The sequence below is a fragment of the Baekduia alba genome (assembly GCF_028416635.1).
In the GTDB taxonomy this organism is placed as follows: Bacteria; Actinomycetota; Thermoleophilia; order Solirubrobacterales; family Solirubrobacteraceae; genus Baekduia; species Baekduia alba.
The window spans coordinates 5,404,812-5,424,431 of the sequence record NZ_CP114013.1 but is presented as its reverse complement, the minus strand read 5'-3'; the positions used below and the strand labels follow the sequence as shown (position 1 = coordinate 5,424,431).

General features: G+C 74.7%; 17 protein-coding genes. 7 read left to right on the top strand and 10 right to left on the bottom strand.

The window, feature by feature from the left end; all coding sequences use genetic code 11:
* Positions 1-55: 55 nt before the first annotated feature.
* The 3 genes from DSM104299_RS27135 to DSM104299_RS27125 are packed head-to-tail and all read right to left on the bottom strand — an operon-like array spanning position 56 to position 3,430.
* Positions 56-496, bottom strand: a complete 441-nt coding sequence (locus DSM104299_RS27135) for a response regulator (RefSeq protein WP_272474801.1) — start codon at positions 494-496, stop codon at positions 56-58.
* Positions 493-2,337 carry a CHASE domain-containing protein gene (locus tag DSM104299_RS27130; protein WP_272474800.1) on the bottom strand — a complete coding sequence of 615 codons (1,845 nt, stop codon included), beginning with the start codon at positions 2,335-2,337 and terminating at the stop codon, positions 493-495. The genes DSM104299_RS27135 and DSM104299_RS27130 overlap by 4 nt, the downstream gene beginning before the upstream one ends.
* Positions 2,324-3,430 carry an NAD(P)H-dependent glycerol-3-phosphate dehydrogenase gene (locus tag DSM104299_RS27125; RefSeq protein WP_272474799.1) on the bottom strand — a complete coding sequence of 369 codons (1,107 nt, stop codon included), beginning with the start codon at positions 3,428-3,430 and terminating at the stop codon, positions 2,324-2,326. The genes DSM104299_RS27130 and DSM104299_RS27125 overlap by 14 nt, the downstream gene beginning before the upstream one ends.
* A 76-nt stretch (positions 3,431-3,506) precedes the next feature.
* Here DSM104299_RS27125 and DSM104299_RS27120 point away from each other — a divergent pair, with 76 nt between their 5' ends.
* Positions 3,507-4,682 (top strand): FIST signal transduction protein, encoded by a 1,176-nt coding sequence (locus tag DSM104299_RS27120; protein ID WP_272474798.1) that lies wholly within the window; start codon positions 3,507-3,509, stop codon positions 4,680-4,682.
* On the top strand, positions 4,679-7,021 hold the full coding sequence (locus tag DSM104299_RS27115) for a putative bifunctional diguanylate cyclase/phosphodiesterase (RefSeq protein ID WP_272474797.1): 2,343 nt from the start codon (positions 4,679-4,681) through the stop codon (positions 7,019-7,021). Before DSM104299_RS27120 ends, DSM104299_RS27115 begins: the two co-directional genes overlap by 4 nt.
* 9 nt (positions 7,022-7,030) lie before the next feature.
* Here the strand turns inward: DSM104299_RS27115 and DSM104299_RS27110 are convergent, their stop codons facing one another.
* The 3 genes from DSM104299_RS27110 to DSM104299_RS27100 all read right to left on the bottom strand — a co-directional run bounded on the left by DSM104299_RS27110 (position 7,031) and on the right by DSM104299_RS27100 (position 9,921).
* The gene (locus DSM104299_RS27110) at positions 7,031-8,038 is read right to left on the bottom strand and encodes a glycerate kinase family protein (protein ID WP_272474796.1); all 1,008 of its coding nucleotides are present in this window, start codon (positions 8,036-8,038) and stop codon (positions 7,031-7,033) included.
* Between the two features lie 61 nt (positions 8,039-8,099).
* Positions 8,100-9,032 (bottom strand): ATP-dependent DNA ligase, encoded by a 933-nt coding sequence (locus DSM104299_RS27105; protein WP_272474795.1) that lies wholly within the window; start codon positions 9,030-9,032, stop codon positions 8,100-8,102.
* Positions 8,968-9,921, bottom strand: a complete 954-nt coding sequence (locus tag DSM104299_RS27100) for a DMT family transporter (protein WP_272474794.1) — start codon at positions 9,919-9,921, stop codon at positions 8,968-8,970. The genes DSM104299_RS27105 and DSM104299_RS27100 overlap by 65 nt, the downstream gene beginning before the upstream one ends.
* 248 nt (positions 9,922-10,169) lie before the next feature.
* Between DSM104299_RS27100 and DSM104299_RS27095 the strand changes: the two genes are divergently transcribed.
* Together DSM104299_RS27095 and DSM104299_RS27090 are read left to right on the top strand one after the other, a co-directional pair.
* Positions 10,170-11,117, top strand: a complete 948-nt coding sequence (locus DSM104299_RS27095; RefSeq protein ID WP_272474793.1) for a LysR family transcriptional regulator — start codon at positions 10,170-10,172, stop codon at positions 11,115-11,117.
* Between the two features lie 25 nt (positions 11,118-11,142).
* Positions 11,143-11,859, top strand: a complete 717-nt coding sequence (locus tag DSM104299_RS27090) for a metal-dependent transcriptional regulator (protein WP_272474792.1) — start codon at positions 11,143-11,145, stop codon at positions 11,857-11,859.
* A 409-nt stretch (positions 11,860-12,268) separates the two neighbouring features.
* Here DSM104299_RS27090 and DSM104299_RS27085 read toward each other — a convergent pair whose 3' ends face one another.
* On the bottom strand, positions 12,269-12,907 hold the full coding sequence (locus DSM104299_RS27085; protein ID WP_272474791.1) for a TetR/AcrR family transcriptional regulator: 639 nt from the start codon (positions 12,905-12,907) through the stop codon (positions 12,269-12,271).
* Positions 12,908-13,063: 156 nt separating this feature from the next.
* On the opposite strand from DSM104299_RS27085, the gene DSM104299_RS27080 reads away from it, so the two are divergent.
* A complete protein-coding gene (locus tag DSM104299_RS27080; RefSeq protein ID WP_272474790.1) occupies positions 13,064-14,404 on the top strand; it encodes an MFS transporter in 1,341 nt (446 codons plus the stop codon).
* Positions 14,401-15,159, top strand: coding sequence for an SGNH/GDSL hydrolase family protein (locus tag DSM104299_RS27075; protein WP_272474789.1), 759 nt, complete (start codon positions 14,401-14,403; stop codon positions 15,157-15,159). The genes DSM104299_RS27080 and DSM104299_RS27075 overlap by 4 nt, the downstream gene beginning before the upstream one ends.
* Here the strand turns inward: DSM104299_RS27075 and DSM104299_RS27070 are convergent.
* Positions 15,156-16,274: an aminotransferase-like domain-containing protein gene (locus DSM104299_RS27070; protein WP_272474788.1), complete on the bottom strand. Its 1,119-nt coding sequence runs from the start codon at positions 16,272-16,274 to the stop codon at positions 15,156-15,158. The genes DSM104299_RS27075 and DSM104299_RS27070 overlap by 4 nt on opposite strands.
* Before the next feature lie 57 nt (positions 16,275-16,331).
* On the opposite strand from DSM104299_RS27070, the gene DSM104299_RS27065 reads away from it, so the two are divergent.
* Positions 16,332-17,945, top strand: a complete 1,614-nt coding sequence (locus DSM104299_RS27065; protein ID WP_272474787.1) for a diguanylate cyclase domain-containing protein — start codon at positions 16,332-16,334, stop codon at positions 17,943-17,945.
* Positions 17,946-17,955: 10 nt separating this feature from the next.
* Here DSM104299_RS27065 and DSM104299_RS27060 read toward each other — a convergent pair whose 3' ends face one another.
* Both DSM104299_RS27060 and DSM104299_RS27055 read right to left on the bottom strand, forming a co-directional pair.
* Positions 17,956-18,645: a hypothetical protein gene (locus DSM104299_RS27060; RefSeq protein WP_272474786.1), complete on the bottom strand. Its 690-nt coding sequence runs from the start codon at positions 18,643-18,645 to the stop codon at positions 17,956-17,958.
* Between the two features lie 14 nt (positions 18,646-18,659).
* Complete coding sequence (locus DSM104299_RS27055; RefSeq protein ID WP_272474785.1) at positions 18,660-19,403, bottom strand: hypothetical protein; 744 nt, start codon at positions 19,401-19,403, stop codon at positions 18,660-18,662.
* Positions 19,404-19,620 lie beyond the last annotated feature (217 nt).

Genomic DNA, 19,620 nt, shown 5'->3' with positions numbered 1-19,620 from the left:
GTGCCCGGGCCGGGGCGCGGGCACGGGCACGGCCGCGGGAATCCCGCATCGACCATCAGGCGTTCGCCGGCAGCCGCGCCACGCGCAGCCAGAACTCGCGGAACGCGCGGACGGTGTCCAGGTAGTGCTCGAACGCCGTCGGCTTCGTCACGAAGCTCGAGGCGTGCAGGTCATAGGCCTTGTCGATGTCCGTGGCCGTCGCCGAGGTCGTGAAGACGACGACGGGCAGCCGGCGCAGGCGCGGGTCGACGTCCTCGCGCAGCGCGCGCAGCACCTCGAAGCCGCCCATGCGCGGGAGGTTGAGGTCCAGGACGACGAGGTCCGGGCACGCGGCGCTCTCGAACTCGCCCTCGCGGCGCAGGAACGACAGCGCGTCCTCGCCGTGGCGGACGACGTCGAGCTCGAGCGCCGGCTCGGAGTCGGAAAGGGCCTCGCGCAGCAGCTCGATGTCGGACTCGCTGTCCTCGACGACGAGCAGGCGGTGCAGTCGCGTCATGCCTCGGTGTCTCCCTGCAACGTGACGACGAACGTGGCGCCGGAGCCGGGGGTCGACTCGACCCGCACGGTGCCGCCGTTGGACTCCACGATCTTCTTGACGATGGCCAGGCCCATGCCGGTTCCAGGGTACTCCTCGGACGTGTGGAGCCGTTGGAACAGGCCGAACACGCGGTCGTGGAAGCGCGGCTCGATCCCGATGCCGTTGTCGGCGATCGCGATGTCCCACGAGCCGTTGCCCGACCGCATGGCGGTGGCGCGGACGACCGGCGTCACGCCGTCGCGCTGGTACTTGAGCCCGTTGGCGATCAGGTTCTGCAACATGGAGGTCATCTCGCGCGGGCGCGCGCGAACGGTCGGCAGGTCGCCGCGCTCCACGGTCGCGCCGGCGTCGGCGATCGCGTGCTGGAGGTTGGCGACCGCGAGGTCCCAGGCGTCGCCGAGCGCGACGGCCTCGGCGTCGCCGCCGGCGCGGCCCGTGCGCGAGTACTCGAGCAGGTCGGCGATGAGATGCGACATCCGCTCGGCGCCGTCGGAGACGAACCCGAGCCAGGACTTCGCGCGGTCGTCGAGCTTGTCGCTCGCGCGGCTGTCGAGCAGCCCGACGTAGGACGTGATCGTCCGCAGCGGCTCCTGCAGGTCGTGCGACGCGAGGTAGGCGAAGTGCTCGAGCTCCTCGTTGGACTGGCGCAGCTGCTCCTCGCGCTGGCGCAGCTCGACCGTCATCTCCTCGGCCAGCGCGACCGCCCGCTGGCGCGCCGTCGCCAGCGCGCGCAGCAGCGCGGCGGCGAGCAGGCTGACGAGGATGCCGGCGACCGCGATCACCCACGGCACCGCGCGCTCGCCCGGCGTCAGCGCCGAGCCGTCACGCGTGTAGACGATGCCCCAGCGCCGGCCGGCGACCGCGAGCGTCTCGACGCGCGTGTCGTCCGGGTCGGTGCTCACCTTCGCGCGGCCGGGGCGCAGGTCGAACGCGACCGAGCGCGGCCCGATCCTGGTGCTCGGCCCGACCGTCGCGGCGGGACCCAGGTCGTACACCTCGACCGTCGCCCCGGGCAGCGCGCCGAGGATGCCGCGCAGCAGGTCGTCCAGGCGGAACGCCGCGTAGACGACGCCGGACCACTGTCGCGGCGCGCCGGTCAGCGACGGCGGCGCGCCGTAGACCGGGACCATCAGGTCGACGCCCAGCGAGTCGCCGCCCGACCGCACCAGCGAGATCGGCGCGGTCGCCGCCGGGTCCCCGGTGCGCCGGGCCAGCAGCGCGGCGCGGCGCCGGTTGGTCTCCGACAGGAAGTTCAGGCCGAACGCGCGCGTGTTGCCCGGCGGCGGCTCGAGGTGGTCGATGATCAGCGCCTCGGTCGCGTCGGCCTTCAGCTTCGGATAGGGCCGGAACGGGCCGTAGGACAGGCCGCTGCGGGCGATGTCGCGGCGCGTGCGCCGGATGTAGGACGGGATGCCGTCGCGCGGAACGTAGGAGGCGAACCCGATGACCCGCACGCCCGGGAACCGCTGGGTGATGTCCTGGTCGGCGAAGTAGTCGTGGAACTCCTGGTAGCTGACGTCCTCGCTGGCCGTGTACAAGCCGGCCGCGCCGCGCAGCACCTGCCCGTAGTCCTCCATGCGCCGGTCGATCGCGGCGACCGTGGCGTGCGCGTCGTCGGTGAGCCGGTCGCGCTCGCGGTCGTGGAGGCGGACGGCGGCCACGTAGGTGGCGATCGCGGTCATCGCGAGCAGCGTCGCGAGCAGGACCACCGGCGCCAGGCGCGCCAGCGGGCTGCGCCCCATCGGGTCCGGCGGGGGCGGCGACGGCGACGGCGTCGGCGTCGGCTCAGGCGACGGCATCGGCTCCCCGCAGCCGGGCCCGCAGACGCGCCCAGAAGCCTTCCCGCTCGCGGCGGCGCGGGCGCCAGCGCGCGGGCGGCGGGACCGTCGTGCGGACGAGCGCGACCCAGTCGTCGAGCGGCAGCTCGCCGGAGATCAGGAGGCTGAGGCCGCGCGTGACCGGCGCGTCGACGCCGGCCGTCTCCAGGGCGTGGGCGAGCAGCGGGACGCCCTCCATCGACTCGACGGCTTGGCCGATGCGCGCCGGGATCTCGCTCGCCGAGACGCCGTCGGCCAGGAGCTCGCCGGCGCGGCGGTTGCGCGACTGCGGGGCCAGCGCGGTGGCGACGAGGTCGCCGGTCCCGGCCAGCCCGATGAACGACTCCGGCCGCGCGCCGAGCGCCTCGCCGAAGCGCCAGACCTCGGCGAAGATGTGGCCCGCCGCGGCGCCGGCGGCGTTCAGGCCCTGGCGCTCGGTCGCACCGGCGGCCAGCGCGGCGGCGTTCTTGGCGGCGCCCGCCAGCTCGACGCCGACCGGGTCGTTGGACGCCTCGCAGACGACGCCGGCGCGCTGGAAGAACGACGCGAGCGCCAGCGCCAGCGCCTCGTCGGCCGAGGCGGCGACGAGGCCGGCGCCTTCGTGGACCATCTCGCTCGCGTGCGCCGGGCCGCCGACGCAGCCGACGCGGTGCGCGCCGAACTCGGCCGCGAGCAGCACGGTCGGCGGCGTCCCGATCGGCGGGACGAGGCCCTTGGCGAGCGACACGATCGCGGCGCGCTTGGGCAGCCCCGCGGCCGGCAGGCCGGCGATGACCGTGTCCAACCCGCGCGACGGGACGGCGAGCAGGACGTAGTCCGCGCGCGCCAACCCTGCGCCGACCGCCTCGATCTTGAGGTTCTGCGGGAGCTTGACGCCGGGGAGGTAGGCCTGGTTCTCACGGTCGGCGTTGAGCCGTTCGCACTGCGTGGCCGTGCGCGCCTGCAGCGTGGTCCGGACCCCGCCGCGCGCCAGCAGGACGGCGATCGCGGTGCCGAACGAGCCCGCGCCGACGACCACGGCGCGGCGCGCGCCGGGCGTGGGCAGCGAGAGAGACGGCCGCGGGCGGTCGGGCACGCCCGCGAGCCTAGATGGTGGCGCGGCACCCCGGCGCCAGGCCGAACCCCCGCTCAATGGGCGCGACGTCCGGCCGATGACCATGGACATGGAGCGCGCCAGGGCAGGGCTCGAGCGGGCCCGCCGCTGCCGCTGGGCGGGCGTCGGGCGCTCGGCTCATGCAGATGCAGTCGTCGCTGGCCGTGAGGCGGCGCGCGCCGCGCTGGGCGAGAACGCCGACGCGCACCTCCTCATCGTCTTCGCCTCGGGCCGCTACGACCTGCGCCCGCTGGCCGCCGAGGTCAGCGACGTCGCCGCCGGCATCCCGGTCGTCGGCTGCTCGTCGGCCGGCGAGATCGACGCGTCGGGCGCGGGCCGCGACTCGGTCGTCGTGCTCGCCTTGGGCGGCGACGGCTTCTCCTTCTCCGCGACCGCGGTGAGCGCCGCTGAGGACGCGCGCGACGCGGGCGCCCGCGCGGCCGCCTGCGTCGGCGACGTCGCCGACCGCGAGCACCGGGTCCTGATGCTGCTGACCGACGGCCCGGCCGAGGCCCAGACCGACGTCGTCCGCGGCGCGTACTCGGTCGCCGGCGCCGGCGTCCCGCTCGTCGGCGGCCTGGGCGGCACCCCAGAGCCCGGCGGCCGGCCCGCGCTGATCTACGGCGGCGCGATCCTGACCGGCGCGGTCGTCGGCGTGGCGATCGGCTCCGACGCGCCGATCGGCGTCGGCGTGCGCCACGGCTGGCGCCCCGTCGGCGACCCCATGTTGATCACCCGCGCGCTGCCCGACCGCCTGCTCGAGCTCGACGGCCGCCCGGCGGCCGAGGTCTACCGCGAGCGCCTCGGCGGTCGCCAGCCCTACGCGGTCACGCTGATGCACCCGCTCGGGCTGGAGCGCCGCGGCGGCGAGGCGCACGTGCGGTTCGTCGTCGACGACGACGCGCCCGACGGCTCGCTGGACGCCGCGATCCCCGCGGGCAGCATGGTGTGGGTGATGGAGGCCGACCGCGACGACGTCCGCGCGGCGACCGACGCGGCCTGCCGCGAGGCGCTCGACGCGCTGGGCGACGAGCCCGCGCAGGCGCTGATCGTCTTCGACTGCGACGCGCGCATGCAGTCCCTCGGCGCCGACGCCGAGCGCGACGTCGCGCAGATCGTCGCCCACGCCGGCGACGCCACCGTCGGCGGGCTGTACACCTGGGGCGAGATCGCGCGCACGCGCGGCAGCGCCGGCTTCCACCAGCAGACCCTCGTCGTGCTCGCGCTCGCATGACCGACGCCGCCGCCAGCTGGGCGCCCCAGCAGCTCACCGAGTTCCTCGCCGCCGTCAGCGAGTGCCACGACGAGGCCGCGGCCGCCCGCGAGGGCGTCGAGCGCGCGGCCGAGGCCGTCGAGGCCGAGTGCGTCGCGCTGGTCGACGGCGCCGGCGCGGTCGTCGCGTCGATCGGCTGGCCGCGCTTCGACGTCCCGGAGCGGCAGATCGGCGTGGTCGCCCGCGCGGGCGAGGGCGTCGTGGCGGTCCCGGGCACCGGGCCCTGTGCCGCGCTCGGGCTTCCGCTCGGCGACGACGGCGCGGTGCTGGTGGTGGCGCGCGCCGGCGACCCGTTCACCTTCGAGGAGCGCACGCTGCTGCGCGGCATGGCCGGCGGCCTGGCGCTGACGCTGCGGCTGCTGGAGACCATCGGCGCCGAGCGCGGCCTGCGCACGCGCGCCGACCGCGCCGCGGCCGAGAACGTCCGGCTGCTCGAGACGCTGCGCAAGCGCCAGCGCGTGCTCGAGGCGATGGCGCGGATCCAGCGCGCGATCTCCCGCCGCGAGCCGCTGCAGGGCGTGCTGGAGACGATCGTCGGAGCGGCCGGCGAGCTGCTCGGCGACGACGCGCCCGCGCTGCTGCTGGTCGACCCGGACGATCCGGGCTGGCTGGACGTCGCCGCCCAGCGCGGCTACGACGCCATGCTGTCGGCCGACGAATGCCACGGCCGCCATCGCGTCGGCATCGGCATCACCGGCCGCGCGGTCGCCGAGGCGCGGCTGATCGTCGTCGAGGACTACCAGTCGGGCGCCGAGGCGCTCGGGCCGTGGCTGCGCCACGGGCTGCAGGCCGCGATGGCCGCGCCGGTGCACGAGGACGGTCGCGTCATCGGGACGCTGTTGTTGTCGTCCTTCCGCGAAGGCCGCGTCTTCACGAGGGCCGAGCAGGACATGTTGTCGTCCTTCGCCGAGCACGCGTCGCTGGCGCTGACCGACGCCCGGCGCGTGGACACCATGCTGCACCAGGCGCTGCACGACGCGCTGACGGGCCTGCCCAACCGCGCGCTGTTCACCGACCGCATCCAGCACGCGCTGACCCAAGGGCGCCGGCGCGGGACGGCGTGCGGCGTGATCTTCCTGGACCTCGACCGCTTCAAGACCGTCAACGACTCGCTGGGCCACGCGGCCGGCGACGAGCTGCTCGTCGCGGTCGCGCGCCGCATCGACGAGTCGCTGCGCAGCGCCGACACCGCGGCGCGGCTGGGCGGCGACGAGTTCGCCGTGTTGCTGGAGGACTTGAGCGGGGTCGAGGAGGCCGGCCTCGTCGCCGAGCGGATCTCGGACGCCCTGACCGCGCCCATCGAGGTCCAGGGGCGCGAGGTGTACGTGAAGGCGTCGATCGGCATCGCCGTCGGCCGCTCGGTCGCTTCGGAGCTGCTGCGCCAGGCCGACGTCGCGATGTACCGCGCCAAGGCCGAGGGCAAGGGCCGCACGCTCGTCTACGAGGAGAGCATGCAGGCCGAGGTCGTCGAGCGGCTCGAGCTCGAGAGCGAGCTGCTGCGCGCGATCGAGCGCGACGACATCGACGTGCACTACCAGCCCGTGATCGCGCTGGACGGCAAGACGCTCGCCGGGTTCGAGGCGCTGGCGCGCTGGACCCATCCGGTGCGCGGGCTGGTCCCGCCGCCGCAGTTCATCCCGCTGGCCGAGGAGAACGGCTCGATCGTCGCGCTCGGCCGCCACGTGCTGCGCACCGCGTGTCGCCAGGCGGCGCGCTGGGAGACCGAGTTCCCGACCTCGGCCGCGTCGCCGCGGATCATGTCGGTGAACCTGAGCGGGCGCCAGCTCGAGGACCCCAACATCGTCGCCGACGTCGCCGCGGCGCTGGCCGACACCGGGCTGCCGGCGAGCGCGCTGGTGCTCGAGATCACCGAGACCGTGTTGATGCACGACACCGAGGCGACGATCGCGCGGCTGACCGCGCTGAAGGCGCTCGGCGTCCGGCTGGCGGTCGACGACTTCGGGACGGGCTACTCGTCGCTGCGCTACCTGCGGCGGTTCCCGATCGACATCCTCAAGATGGCCAAGCCGTTCGTCGACGGCCTCGACCCGGGCGACGACGAGGGCCGCGCGCTGGCCCGGGCGATCGTCGAGCTGGCGACGTCGCTGAAGCTCGCGTGCATCGCCGAGGGCATCGAGGCCGGCGCCCAGGCCGACGTCCTGCAGGAGCTCGGCTGCGGGCTGGGTCAGGGCTTCCACTTCGCCCGGCCGATGGCGCCGGACGCGATGACCGCGCTGATCGCGGAGCCGGCGAGCGGCGGCAGGACGTTCGCGATGCCGGCGTCGATCCCGATCGAGTAGTCGGTCGATCTAGGCCTCGCGGGCGTCGAGCCTGGCGCCGAGGTCCGCGGCGGCTTGTTGGAGCGCTTGGGGCGTTCCGGCCTCGTAGATGAGCTGGAGGTCGAGGATCCGCGCGCTGAAGCGGTCGATGGCGTTGGTGCCGACGATCGCGTGGCACGGCACGCCGGCCTGGCGTGCGCGCGTGGCGATCTCCCCGGCGATCTTGCCCTCGAGCGTCGTGGCGTCCATCCGGCCCTCGCCGACGATCACGGCGCGCGCGGCGCGCATGCGGCGGTCGAAGTCCAGGGCGCTGAGGATGAACGGCGCGCCGGGCTCGAGCTTGGCGCCGTAGGTCGCCCACAGGCCGCCGGCGAGTCCGCCGGCGGCGCCGGTCATCGCGACGCCGCGCGGGTCCTTGGGAAGCTTGGCGGCTTGTTGTAGGAGTCGCTGCTCAAGGCGTTCGACGGTCCTGGGATCGGCGCCCTTCTGGGGGCCGAAGGTCGCGGGCGCGCGCTCGAACGGCGTCCGGACGTCGCACAGCACGACGAGCGTCGCGCCCTGGAGCCCGCCGGCCTCCTCGATGGCCGCGATCGCGCCGGCGCCGCCGTCGGTCGTCGCGCTCCCGCCGGCGGCGACGAGCACGACCTCGGCACCGGCCGCGCACGCGGCGACGATCAGCTCACCGGTGCCAGTGGTGCTGGCGTTGTAGGCGTCGCGCTCGTCTTCGGCGACGCGGTGCAGCCCCGACGCCTCGGCGACCTCCACGATCGCGGTCCCACCATCCTCGATCAGGGCGAACCCGGCGTTGACGGGGCGGCCGAGCGGATCCGCCGCCCGAGCCCCTCTCGTCTCACCGCCCATGGCGGCGAGCAGCACCTCCAACGTCCCCTCACCCCCATCGGCGACCGGGCACAGATCCGGCGGGGCGAGCCCCGCGGCCTCGAGCCCCCTGCCCACGCTGGCCGCGACCTCCACCGCCCGTATCGTCCCCTTGAACGAGTCGGGGGCGACGAGGACGGGCGGTGGTTCTGCGGCCATGGGGGAGAGTTTCGCGTCAACGGACCTGGGTGTCTGTATGAGACACCAGATCACCGTTGACCTAGTGCTCCAGCTGCTCCACCGTGCACTCCGACGGCTGCTTGTCCTCGCGCCAGCGCTGCACCTTCGCGCCGTGGCGGATGCGGTTGTCGGAGACGTGGTCGAAGGTGACCTCGACGACGAGCTCGGGGCGGAGGCCGATCCATTCGAGGTCCTTGCCGGCGGACCAGCGAGAGGGGCCGCCGGAGCCGCGCTCACCGGACTCGTAGGGGGCCAGCCGTGCTGGCAGCTCGCGCTTCTCCTTGGCGCTGAAGCCGCTCGAGTGGCCGACCTCGCGCAGCCGGCCGTCGGGCTCGTACAACCCCAGGATGATCGCGCCGAGCGTGCCCTCCAACTTGCCCGGGCGCCAGCCGAGCACGACCGCGTCGATGGTCCGGACGCGCTTGATCTTGATCATGCCCACGCGCTCGCCCGGCCGGTACGGCGCGTCGGCCTCCTTGGCGATCACGCCCTCCTCGGTGTCGAGCCAGCCGCGGGCGTCGTCGGCGGTCCACACCACGGGCGCCAGCTCGACGCCGGCCAGCGCGGCCTTCTCGAGCGCGGCCCGGCGCTCGCGGTAGGGCAGCTCGACGAGCACGTCGTCTCCCAACGCCAGCGCGTCGAACGCGATCAGCCGCGCCGGCGTCTCCACGCTCAACCGCTCGATCCGGGACTTGGCCGGATGGATCCGCTGCCCCAGCGTGTCGAACGTCTCGGCGACGATCTCGCCGTCGAGGACGTACCGACCGGACGGCAGCGACGCCGTGACCTCCGGGAAGTACCGGTCCAGCGGCTTGCCGTTGCGCGACTTGATGACGACGTCGTCGCCGTCGACGAACACCAGCGCCCGGAAGCCGTCGAACTTGGGCTCGTAGGCCCAGCCGTCGCCCTCAGGCAGGCTCGTGCGCGAGCGCGCGAGCTGAGGTGACAGCGGCGGGGAGAGTGGCAGGGGCATCGTCGCCAACCGTACCTTCCCGCATCTGCAGGATCACGACGGCGCCCAGGACGAGCACGGCGCCGAACATCTGCGACGGGCCCAGCGCCTCGCCGTAGATCGTGGTCGCCAGCGCGACGGTGACGGCCGGCTCGACGGTCGAGACGATCGACGCCGTCGCGGGCCCGACCTCGCGCAGCCCGACCAGGAAGGCGCTGATGCCGAGGACCGTCGAGCCGCCCGTGAGCAGCGCGATCCAGCCCCACCCGGCGGCGGCGAAGTGGACGTCGAGCGAGCCCGTCCCGAAGCCGACGCCGAACGTCGACACCGCGGCGCCGCTCGTCACCAGCGCGGCGAGCACGAACGGGTCGAGGTCCGCGACCATCCGGTCGCTGATCAAGATGTAGGACCCGTAGACGACCGCGCAGCCCAGCGCCATCGCGACGCCGACCGGGTCGACCACCCCGACGCTCCCGCCCAACAGCACCAACATGGTTCCGGCGGTCGCCAGGCCCAGCGCGCCGAGCCGGCGGCCGGTCGCCTGCTCGCGGCCCAGCGCGAGCGCGCCCAGGAACACGAGGATCGGGTAGATGTAGGTCAACAGGGACGTCATCGACGCGTCGAGGTGCGTCAGCGCCCCGAAGTACAGGCCGCCCTGGGCGGCGTAGCCGACCGCTCCGAGGAGCAGCCCGCCGGCGACGACGCGGCGCCCCGGAAGCCGGGCGCCGCGCGCGAGGACCACCGTCCAGAACAGGACGGCGGCGAGCAGGAAGCGCAGCGACAGCAGCGTGACGACGGTCACGCCGGCCGCATACGCCTGCTTGGCGAAGATGGCCATGGCGCCGAAGCCGACGGCCGAGAGCACGCACAGGACGGTCCCGCGGCGATGCGCGGACGACGGAAGCACCATGGACAACTACGACGGTTGAGGTTCGACGGGGAGTGGGGAGGGGTCCGGCGGGGAGCGTCGGCTACCAGTTGCGATCGCTCGAACGGCGCGAATCCGCACCGAAGCGAGCAGAGAGCGCGGCGTTGGCGCCGAAGACCCCGAGGACTGCGAACAGAGAGAACATGACCTCATGATCGACCATACGTTCCCCTTCCTCTAGCCTTTGTTGCCTCTACGATCCATAGGTTTCCCCTTGAGGTGACAAGCTCGTGACGCTGCAGCAGCTGGAGTACTTCCTGGCGGCCCTGGACGAGGGCTCGTTCAGCGCCGCCGCCGAGCGCCTGCTGCTCGCCCAGCCGTCGCTCTCCGAGCAGGTCCGGCGCCTCGAGGCCGAGCTCGGCGTCCCGCTCTTCACCCGCGTCGGCCGCGGCATCCGGCCCACCGAGGCCGGCCTCGCGCTGCGCCCACACGCCGAGGCCGCGCTCGCCGCCGTCGCCGAGGGCCGCGAGGCCGTCGTCCAGCAGCGCGAGCTCCAGGGCGGCATCGCCACCTTCGGCACGTTCGGGACCGCCCGCTGGTACCCCGGCACCCAGATCGTCACCGCGTTCCGCAAGCGCCACCCGAAGGTCCGCGTCCGGCTGATCGGCCAGAACTCGTCCGAGGTCGCCGAGGCCGTGCGCGACGGCGACCTCGAGGCCGGCCTGATCGCGCTGCCGATCGACGACACCGGCCTGGAGGTCCGGCCGATCATGCAGGACGAGATCCTGTACGTCTCGGCCGAGCCCGCGCGCGTGAAGAAGCCCGTGACGATCCGCGACCTCGCGGCCGCGCCGCTGATCCTCACCGACACGAGCTACGGCCTGGAGGACCCGACCCGCCGCCAGCTCTTCGAGCTCGCCCAGCGCGAGGGCGTCAAGATCGAGCCCGAGATCGACGTCGAAGACGTCGAGACCGCGATCGAGCTCGCCGCACGCGGCCTCGGCGACGTGCTGATCGCGCGCGGGATCCTGCTCAGCCTCGGCCGGCGCGTGCCCAAGAAGCTCGGCTGGGTCCCGTTCGCGGAGCCGATCTACGACACGTTCGCCTTCATCAACCGACGCGGTGCGCGCCTCTCACCGGCCGCCCGGGAGTTCATGTCCCTGGCCGAGGAGCGCATGACCGCGGTCGCCGAAGAGCTGCGGACGACGCCGCCGCGACGCCATGGTCCGGGCAGCTGAGCGCCGGCCGGGTACGATGGATCCGATGTCCACGGACAAGGCCACCGTCGCCGAGCAGGAGTACCTCGAGACCCTCTTCTGGCTCTACGAGGCCGGGTTGCCGATGACCGGCGCCAACATCGCGCGGGCGATGCAGCTGTCGCCGCCGACCGTGCACGAGATGGTCGGGCGCCTGGAGCGCGACGGCTACATCACCCGCGGCCCCGACAAGGTGATCCAGTTCACCGACAACGGGCGCGAGCACGCCGAGGCGATCGTCCGCCGCCACCGGCTGATCGAGCGCTTCCTCACCGACGTCCTCGGGATCCCGTGGGACGAGGTCCACGAGGAGGCCGAGCGCCTGGAGCACGCGATGTCGCCGGTCCTGGAGGAGCGGATGCTCGCCGCGATCGGGGACGCCAAGACGTGCCCGCACGGCCATCCGATCGACGTCGGCTCACGCATCTCGTCGGTGCCGCTGGCCGACGTCCAGCTCGGCGCGGCCGTGACCATCATCCGCTTCGAGAACGAGGCCGAAGACCTCCTGCACTACCTCAAGGCCGCCGGCCTGGACCCGGGCCTGAAGGGAACGCTGGCCGAGTCGGGCGACGAGGACGTCGTCGTCGAGACCACGGACGGCGACCGCCTGACCGTCACCCGCAGCGTGGCCGAGACCGTGTCGGTCGTGGCCGACCCGTCGCCGCCGCCGCGCGTCGCGCTCCCGGCGCAGCTGGTCCTCGGCGAGCAGCGCTACGGCCGCTGATCTGCGGGCCGCCTCGCCGCGCCTGAGCCCACCCGCGGGAGCTTGATGGGCTCGCGCCCACCGGCGCTCCGCGGGCGCGCTCAGCCACGACGATCCGGGCCGCAGATCAGCGGCCGGGCTGTGCCCTGGCCGCCGGTCCACCGCCGGTGGGCTGGCGCCCACCGGCGCTCCGCGGGTGCGCTCAGCCACGACGATCCGGGCCGCAGATCAGTGGCCGGGCTGTGCCCTGGCCGCCGGTCCACCGCCGGTGGGCTGGCGCCCACCGGCGCTCCGCGGGTGCGCTCAGCCACGACGATCCGGGCCGCAGATCAGTGGCCGGGCTGTGCCCTGGCCGCCGGTCCACCGCCGGTGGGCTGGCGCCCACCGGCGCTCCGCGGGTGCGCTCAGCCACGACGATCCGGGCCGCAGATCAGCGGCCCGGCTGTGCCCTGGCCGCCGCCAGTCGCGACATGATCGCCGCCTCGGCGCGGGCGAAGAGGGCTGAGTCGCCGGTCATCTGGTGGCGCAGCGTGGCGGTCATGCTGAGCGCTTCGATCTCGTACTGGAGCTGCTCGACGTCGGTGTCGGGCTTGAGGTGGCCGGCCTTCACCGCCGACCGGATGACGCGCCGCATCAGGTCGTCCCACTCCTCGAGGTCGGCCTCGATCGCGTCGCGGACCGGGCCGGCGCTGCGGCTGTCGAACTCGCCGCGCACGGTCTCGAAGAAGCATCCGCCGTCGAAGATCTCGCCGCGCTCGTAGCGCAGCTTGGCCTCGAGCAGGGCCTCCAGGCGCGGGAGGCCGCGGTCGGCGGCGCGTGCCGGCGCGACGACCTCGCGGGCGAAGATCTCGCGCGCCGCGTCGATCGTCGCCAGCTGCAGCTCCTCCTTGGAGCCGAAGTGCGCGAACAGCCCTGACTTGCTCATCCCGAGCTCGGTCGCGAGCCGGCCGATCGTGAGGCCCTCGAGGCCTTCGACCGAGGCGAGGTTCGCCGCGCGCTCCAGGATCTGGGCGCGGGTGCGTGCGCCGCGGGCGCGGCGTCCGTCGGTGTCCGATGTGGTGGTCGACACGTCGCAAAGAAAGTAGCACGACCGTTCGATCTCTGCTAAAAAGCACGACCGTTCGTTCTTTTGCTTTGGCTCCCTCTCTCCCCTACGGAGGCCCCGATGGACAGCAGTGCCCCTCTCCCCAGCGTCGGTCGACGCACCCATGCCCGGTCGGGCCTGGTGCTCGCCGTCGCCTCGGGCGCGGCGTTCCTGGCGATGCTCGACGCCACCGTCGCCAACCTCGCCGTCGCCGACCTGCACACCGACTTCCCCGACGTCGCGGTCGCCGACCTCTCGTGGGTCATCACGATCTACGCGATCACGTTCGCGGCGCTGCTCGCGCCCGGTGGGCGCTTCGCCGACCTCGTCGGCCGCCGCGCGCTGCTGACCTTCGGCGCCGCGCTGTTCACCATCATGTCGATCAGCGCCGCGGCCGCGCCGTCGCTCGGCTTCCTCCTCGCCGCCCGCGGGCTGCAGGGCGTCGGCGCGGCGGCGATGATCCCGGCGTCGCTGGGCGTGGTCCTGGCCGACACGCCGCCCGAGCGGCGCGCCGCCGCGATCGGCGCATGGAGCGCCGCCGGCGCGTTCGCCGCGGCGGCCGGACCCTCGCTGGGCGGCGTGCTCGTCGACGTCTTCGGCTGGCGCTCGGTGTTCTTCATCACCATCCCGGCGGGCCTCGCGGTCCTGGCCGGGACGCAGGTGCTGCCGATGGCCGGCGCCCGCGCCGGCGGCCGGCCGCAGACGCCGGACTACCTCGGGATCGCGCTGCTGGCCGCCGGCATCGGCGTCCTGGCGCTGGGCGTGAGCCGCGCGTCGGTGTGGGGCTGGGGCGACGCCCGGACGCTGGCCGCCATCGCCGGCGGTCTGGCCGGCGTCGCGATCGTCCTCGCCCGGTCGCGCCGGCACTCCGCGCCCGCGGTGGAAGTCGGGCTGTGGCGCTCGCGCACGTTCGCGCTCGCCAACCTCGCCTCGCTGATGTACGGCGCCGTGCTATTCAGCTGGCTGCTCTGCGGCGTCCTGTTCCTGACGCAGGTCTGGGGCTACTCGCCGCTGAAGGCCGGGCTGGCGGTCTCGCCGGGCGCGATCGTCGCCGCGGTCGTCGCGCTGCGCGCCGGTCCGGTGGTCGCCCGCTACGGGCCGCGGCCGGTGGTCGTCGGCGGGCTGGCCATCACCGCGGCGATCGCGGTCTGGCTGATCTTCGGGATCGACGACACCCCCGCGTTCCTGACGCTCTGGCTGCCGATCAGCTTCCCGCTCGGGATCGGCATGGGGGCGATCACGACGGGGCTGTCGGCCGCGGCCGCGCTCGCGGTCCAGCCCGCCCAGTTCGCGGCGGGCGTCGGCCTCAACCAGGCGGCCCGCGCGGTCGGCGGCGCGCTCGGCGTCGCGGCCCTCGCGACCATCCTGCAGGGCACCGATCCGAGCGCCGCCGCGTCCTACGTGGGCGTCTATGAGATGTGCACCATCCTGCTCGTCGCGGCCATCGTCGTCGCGCTGGGCCTGAAGGGAGCAGAACGATGATCCGTGACATCGACGTCCTGGCGCGCGAGTGGGCCGACCCCCACGTCGCCGCCGACCACGAGCTGGCGCGGATGATGGATCCGCCGGCGCCGTGGGAGCGCGTGGTCGTCCTCGGCGACTCGGTCGCCGAGGGCCTGCGCGAGCCCGTCCCCGGCTACCGCGACCTGTCGTGGGCCGACCGGCTGAGCGCCGCGTTCACGTTCGCGCGGCCCGGCGCGGTCCTGTTCAACCTCGGCCGTCGCGACCTGACGGCGGCCGAGATCCGGGAGTCCCAGCTGGAGCGCGCGCTCTCGCTGCGCCCCGGCCTGGCGATCGTCACGGCGGGCGGCAACGACGCGCTGCGGCGACGCTTCGACCCCGACGCGTTCGCCGACGAGCTGCGCGCGCTGCTGACCCCGCTGCGCGAGGCGGGCGCCGACGTGCTCACGTTCGACCTCTACGACTGGACGTCCAACCCGTACGCGTCGGAGCGCTTCGCGCCGATCTTCGGCCCGCACCTGACGGCGTTGACCGAGGCCATCCGGGAGGTGAGCGCCGAGGTCGGCGGGATGCACTCGCGGCTGCGCGACGGGGCGGCGGCCCAGGAACGCGACCGCTTCAGCAGCGACGGGCTGCACCTCAACGCCCGCGGCCACGGGATCGTGGCGACCGACCTGGCGCGCACGCTGGGGAACGCTGGCCCAGGGGGCCAGGTTCCCTTGCGGGTGTTCGCCCAGGGGGCGAGACCCGCGGTCGAGGAGGGCCCAGGCTCCTAGGCCGTGGCGGGGGCGCCGCTGGCGGCCTTGACCGCCTCGGCGAGGCGGGAGACGCCCTCGTCGATCTGGTCCTCGGTGACGCCCGAGTAGGCCAGGCGGAGGGTGTTCTCGCCGCCTTCCAGGAGGAAGTCGGTGCCCTTGACGATCGCGACGCCGCGGGCGTTGGCCTCCTCGAAGACGCGGTCGATCTCCGTGCCCTCCGGCAGCTCCACCCACATGAAGTAGCCACCTTCGGGGGCCTGGAACCTGGCCTCCGGCAGCTCGCGGGACAGCGCGTCGGTCAAGCGCTTGACGCGCCCCGCGAGCGCGGCCTTCACCGTGGCGATCGACTTGTCGATGTCGCCGCTCTCGCAGAACTGGTGGACCAGCGACTGGGCCACCATGTTGGGCGAGATGTAGGTGTTGGTTGCCAGCCGCTGGATCTCGGAGATCCGCTCGGCCGGGCCGACGAGGTAGCCGACGCGGATGCCCGGGCAGACGGTCTTGGAGAACGACGACGCGTAGACGACCGAGCCCGTCGTGTCCTGCGACAGCATCGTCGGCAGCGACTCGCCGCTGAAGCGGATGTCGACGTAGGGGTCGTCCTCGAAGATCACGAAGCCGAACTCGGCGGCCAGGCGCAGCAGCGCCTCGCGCTTGGGCTGGCTGATCGTGTACCCGGCCGGGTTCTGGAAGTTGGGGATGATGTGCGCCAGCGTCGGGCGCACGGGTGGCTGGGCGCCGTCTCCCCGCAGCAGCGTCTCGAGCTGGTCGACGGCGATCCCGTCGGTCTCCAGCTCCACCATGCGCACGTCGGCGCCGCGGCCGCGGAGGTTGAGCAGCGTGCGGTCGTAGGTCGGCTTCTCGACCACGACGGCGTCGCCCGGCTTGACGAGCGTCTCGAACAGGAACGCGTCGGCCTGCATCGAGCCGTTGGTGACGATGACCTGCGACGTGTCGACGCCGTGCTTGTTGGCGATCCACTCGCGCAGCGGGCCGTAGCCGACCGCGGTGCCGTAGGCGGTCGTCCCAGCGGGGTCGCGCTCGAAGGCGCGCGTCGCCGCGGCCTTCAGGCCCTCCACGTCGACGATGTCCAGCGAGGGTGCGCCGCGGGCGAAGGAGATCACGTCAGGCATCGTTGTCCGGATGCTAGCGACCGCAAGATCGTCCGGGACGGCCGGGATCCTGGGGAGGTGAGCCCCGCGCCTTCTGCGTCTGTCGTCCTGGTGGAGGACTCGGTCCCGTACGCCCGGCTGATCGAGCTGATCCTGGCCGACGCCGTCCCCGGCGGCGTCGAGACGCGCCACTTCGACACGGTCGGCGCGGCCGTCGCCGACCTGACCGCGCGCGACGCCGACTGCGTCCTGCTGGACCTCGGGCTGCCCGACGCGCACGGCCTGGAGGCGTTGACCATGGTGTTGGACGTGGCGTCCGGCGTGCCGGTGATCGTGCTCAGCGGGCACGAGGACGACCAGCTGGCCGTCGACGCGATCCGCGCCGGCGCGCAGGACTACCTCGTCAAGGGCCAGGAGCGCCCGCCGGCGCGGTTCATCCGGGCGATCCGGTTCGCGATCGAGCGGCGCCGCGCGCAGGAGCGCAACGAGGACCTGCTGCGCGCCAAGGAGGACCGCTGGCGGACGCTGACGCACCTGGCGCCGGTCGGGATCGTGGAGATCGACGAGGGCGGGCGCTGCGTGTTCGCCAACGACTGGGTCGCCGAGCTGACGGGCCGCGACACCGGCGAGCTCGTCGGCGACGGGTGGCGCGCGACGATGCACCCGGGCGACCTCGCGGCGTTCACGACGGCGTGGCGGGGCGCGCTGGTCGCGGGCGCCGACGGCGAGTTCGCGCTGGAGGCGCGCTTCGTCGCGCCGTCGGGGATCGTGCGCTGGGCGCACGTCACGGGCGTGCTGCTGCGCGACCCGTGGGGTGGGCCGGCGGGGTGGCTCGGGACGCTGGTCGACGTGACCCCGGCGCGCGAGGCGCGCGAGACGCTGGCGCGGGTCCAGGCCGACGTCCTGGCGCTGGCGGCGCTGGCCCGCGCGGCGTCGGTCGCCGAGGAGCCGGTCGACGTCCTGCTGGGCGGCGCGCGCGACGTCCTGCGCGCCCGCGAGGTCGAGCTGCTGGAGGGCGACGCGGCGGCGCGGCGCGCCGGCGACGACGTCGTCGTCGAGCGACCGGTGCTGCGCGAGGACGCGGCGCTCGGCGTCCTGCGCGTGACGTGGCCCGCGGCGGACGGCGGGGCGCTCGGCGAGGAGCGGCTGCTGGTGGTCGAGCTGCTCGCGGCCGAGCTGGGCGCGGCGCTGGAGCGGCGCCGGCTGCTGGAGCGCCTGCGCGACCTCGCGCGGACCGACCCGCTCACGGGCCTGGCCAACCGGCGCCTGTGGGACGAGCGGCTCGCGATCGAGCTGGCGCGGGCGGCGCGCTACGACCGCCCGCTGTGCGTGGCGGCGATCGACCTCGACCGCTTCAAGCCCTACAACGACACCTACGGCCATCAGGCCGGCGACCAGCTCCTGCGCGACGCGACCGTCGCCTGGCGCGGCGTCCTGCGCGGCTCGGACTTGTTGTCGCGGTTGGGTGGCGACGAGTTCGCGCTCCTGCTGCCCGACTGCGACCTGGTGTGCGCGCAGGGCATCGTGGCGCGGCTGCAGACCGTGACGCCGGGCGCCGAGGAGGGCGTCGGCTGCTCGGCGGGGCTGGTCCGCTGGGCAGCGGGCGAGAGCGCGGAGGCCGTGATCGCCAGGGCCGACGCCGCGCTGTACGCGGCCAAGGACGACGGGCGCGGCGGGATCCGCGTGGCCTAGGAGCCCCAGGTCACGCCACGACGTCCGGCGGCTCGGGCGGCGGGACGACGACCGGCGGCGGGCGCTTCGGCGTTCCGGGCCGGCGCGGGAGCGTGTTGGCGATCTCGCGGACGTGGGTGCGCGCGTCGTCGTCGTCGCTCGGCGGGTCGGGATCGGGCACGGACGCGACCGCGGGCGCCTCCGGCTCCGGCTCGGGGTCCGGGACCGCGTGAGGGCGGGTCGCGAGGCGCGTGACGTGCGCGCCGGGCTCGTCGCCGGCGGGCGGGAGCGCGATCGCGTCGCGGGCGGCCTCGGCGGCGATGGCCTCCGCCGCGGCGGCGAGGGCGTCGACGACGTCCTCGATCCCGCGGTGCAGGCGCCCGGCGCGCTGGGCGCGGTCCGCGAGCGCCTCGGCGTGGGCGAGCAGGCGGTCGGCGACGGCGCTGATGCGGCGGGCGCGGCCGGCGGCGAACGCGTCGACGCGGCGGCGGGCGTCCTCGAGGTAGTCGGCAGCCTCGCGCTCGGCGCGGCGCAGCAGGCGCTCGGCGTCCTGCTCGGCGGCGCAGCGGACCTCCAGCGCGCGCTCCTGGGCGTCGGCGTCGGCGCGCGCGCGGATCGCGGCGGCGGACTCCTCGGCGGCCGCCAGCACCTGGCCGACGCGGCCGGCCAGCGACGCGGCGAGGTCGTCGGCGGAGGGGATGGGCGGCTCGTCGCGGTCCACGGCGCCCCTGCGGCTCAGGCGGTCAGGGTGAGCGCGAGGCGGCCGTCGCCGGCGTGGGTGACGGCGAACGCGACCGGCGCGTGCGCGCGCAGCCCGGCCCCGAGCGCGACCGGCCCGGCGAGCGCGACGTCGATGGTCGCCCGGCCGCTGTCCAGCGCGCGGACGTGGACGCCGGCGACGCCCGGCACGCGCATCAGCGCCTGCTCGAACGCGGCGAGCGTGGTGAGGTCGGCGAACGGCGCGGCCTCGACGACGACCGCGCCGGACAGGACCGTGTCGGCCGGGTCGTGTGGCGGGGGCGCGTCGATGCCGAGCTCGGTCAGGACCCGCGAGAGCTCGGAGACGAGGTCGTCGGTGGTCTGGACGAGGCGGTCGCGGAAGGCCAGGAGCTCGTCGAGCTGGGCGTGGAGGCCGGGCGGGACGGGCGGCGCGGGCGCCGGCCAGGCCGCGGCGCCCGGAGGCGGCGGGGGCGGCCACGCGGCGGGCGGCGGCGTCACCGGGATCGGCGGCGCGCCGTTGAACGGCGAGGCGGGCGGGGGCGGCGGCGTCGCGCCCGCGGTCCCGTGCCAGGACGCGGTGAACGGCGTCGCGCCGGGCGGCGGTCCGGCGGGCGCGTCGGTGTCGGCGGGCGGCGTCCAGCCTCCCTGCGCGGGGTCGGCGTCCAGCTCGCCGCTGCGGCCGACCGTCTCCAGCTCGCGCTCGAGCTCCTTGAGCTTGCGCTCGAGCTCGCTCAGGGTTGCGTTGACGTCGCTCTCCACTGCCCGCGAGCGTACCCGGGACCGGAGAGCGACGCCAAACGACGAACGTGATCGCCCGAGGGCCAGCCGCCGAGGATGTCGACGGCCGCACCGTCGATGCCGGTGCGGCCGCGCAGTGCTAGCCGCCGAGGATGTCGACGGCCGCACCGTCGATGCCGGTGCGGCCGCGCAGTGCTAGCCGCCGAGGATGTCGACGGCCGCACCGTCGATGCCGGTG

Excerpts from the sequence above, each read along its gene's own strand:
- DSM104299_RS27120 (WP_272474798.1), top strand. The coding sequence starts at position 3,507 with ATGACCATGGACATGGAGCGCGCCAGGGCAGGGCTCGAGCGGGCCCGC.
- DSM104299_RS27070 (WP_272474788.1), bottom strand. The coding sequence starts at position 16,274 with ATGCCTGACGTGATCTCCTTCGCCCGCGGCGCACCCTCGCTGGACATC.
- DSM104299_RS27105 (WP_272474795.1), bottom strand. The coding sequence starts at position 9,032 with ATGCCCCTGCCACTCTCCCCGCCGCTGTCACCTCAGCTCGCGCGCTCG.
- DSM104299_RS27130 (WP_272474800.1), bottom strand. The coding sequence starts at position 2,337 with ATGCCGTCGCCTGAGCCGACGCCGACGCCGTCGCCGTCGCCGCCCCCG.
- DSM104299_RS27135 (WP_272474801.1), bottom strand. The coding sequence starts at position 496 with ATGACGCGACTGCACCGCCTGCTCGTCGTCGAGGACAGCGAGTCCGAC.
- DSM104299_RS27090 (WP_272474792.1), top strand. The coding sequence starts at position 11,143 with ATGTCCACGGACAAGGCCACCGTCGCCGAGCAGGAGTACCTCGAGACC.
- DSM104299_RS27110 (WP_272474796.1), bottom strand. The coding sequence starts at position 8,038 with ATGGCCGCAGAACCACCGCCCGTCCTCGTCGCCCCCGACTCGTTCAAG.
- DSM104299_RS27115 (WP_272474797.1), top strand. The coding sequence starts at position 4,679 with ATGACCGACGCCGCCGCCAGCTGGGCGCCCCAGCAGCTCACCGAGTTC.
- DSM104299_RS27100 (WP_272474794.1), bottom strand. The coding sequence starts at position 9,921 with ATGGTGCTTCCGTCGTCCGCGCATCGCCGCGGGACCGTCCTGTGCGTG.
- DSM104299_RS27075 (WP_272474789.1), top strand. The coding sequence starts at position 14,401 with ATGATCCGTGACATCGACGTCCTGGCGCGCGAGTGGGCCGACCCCCAC.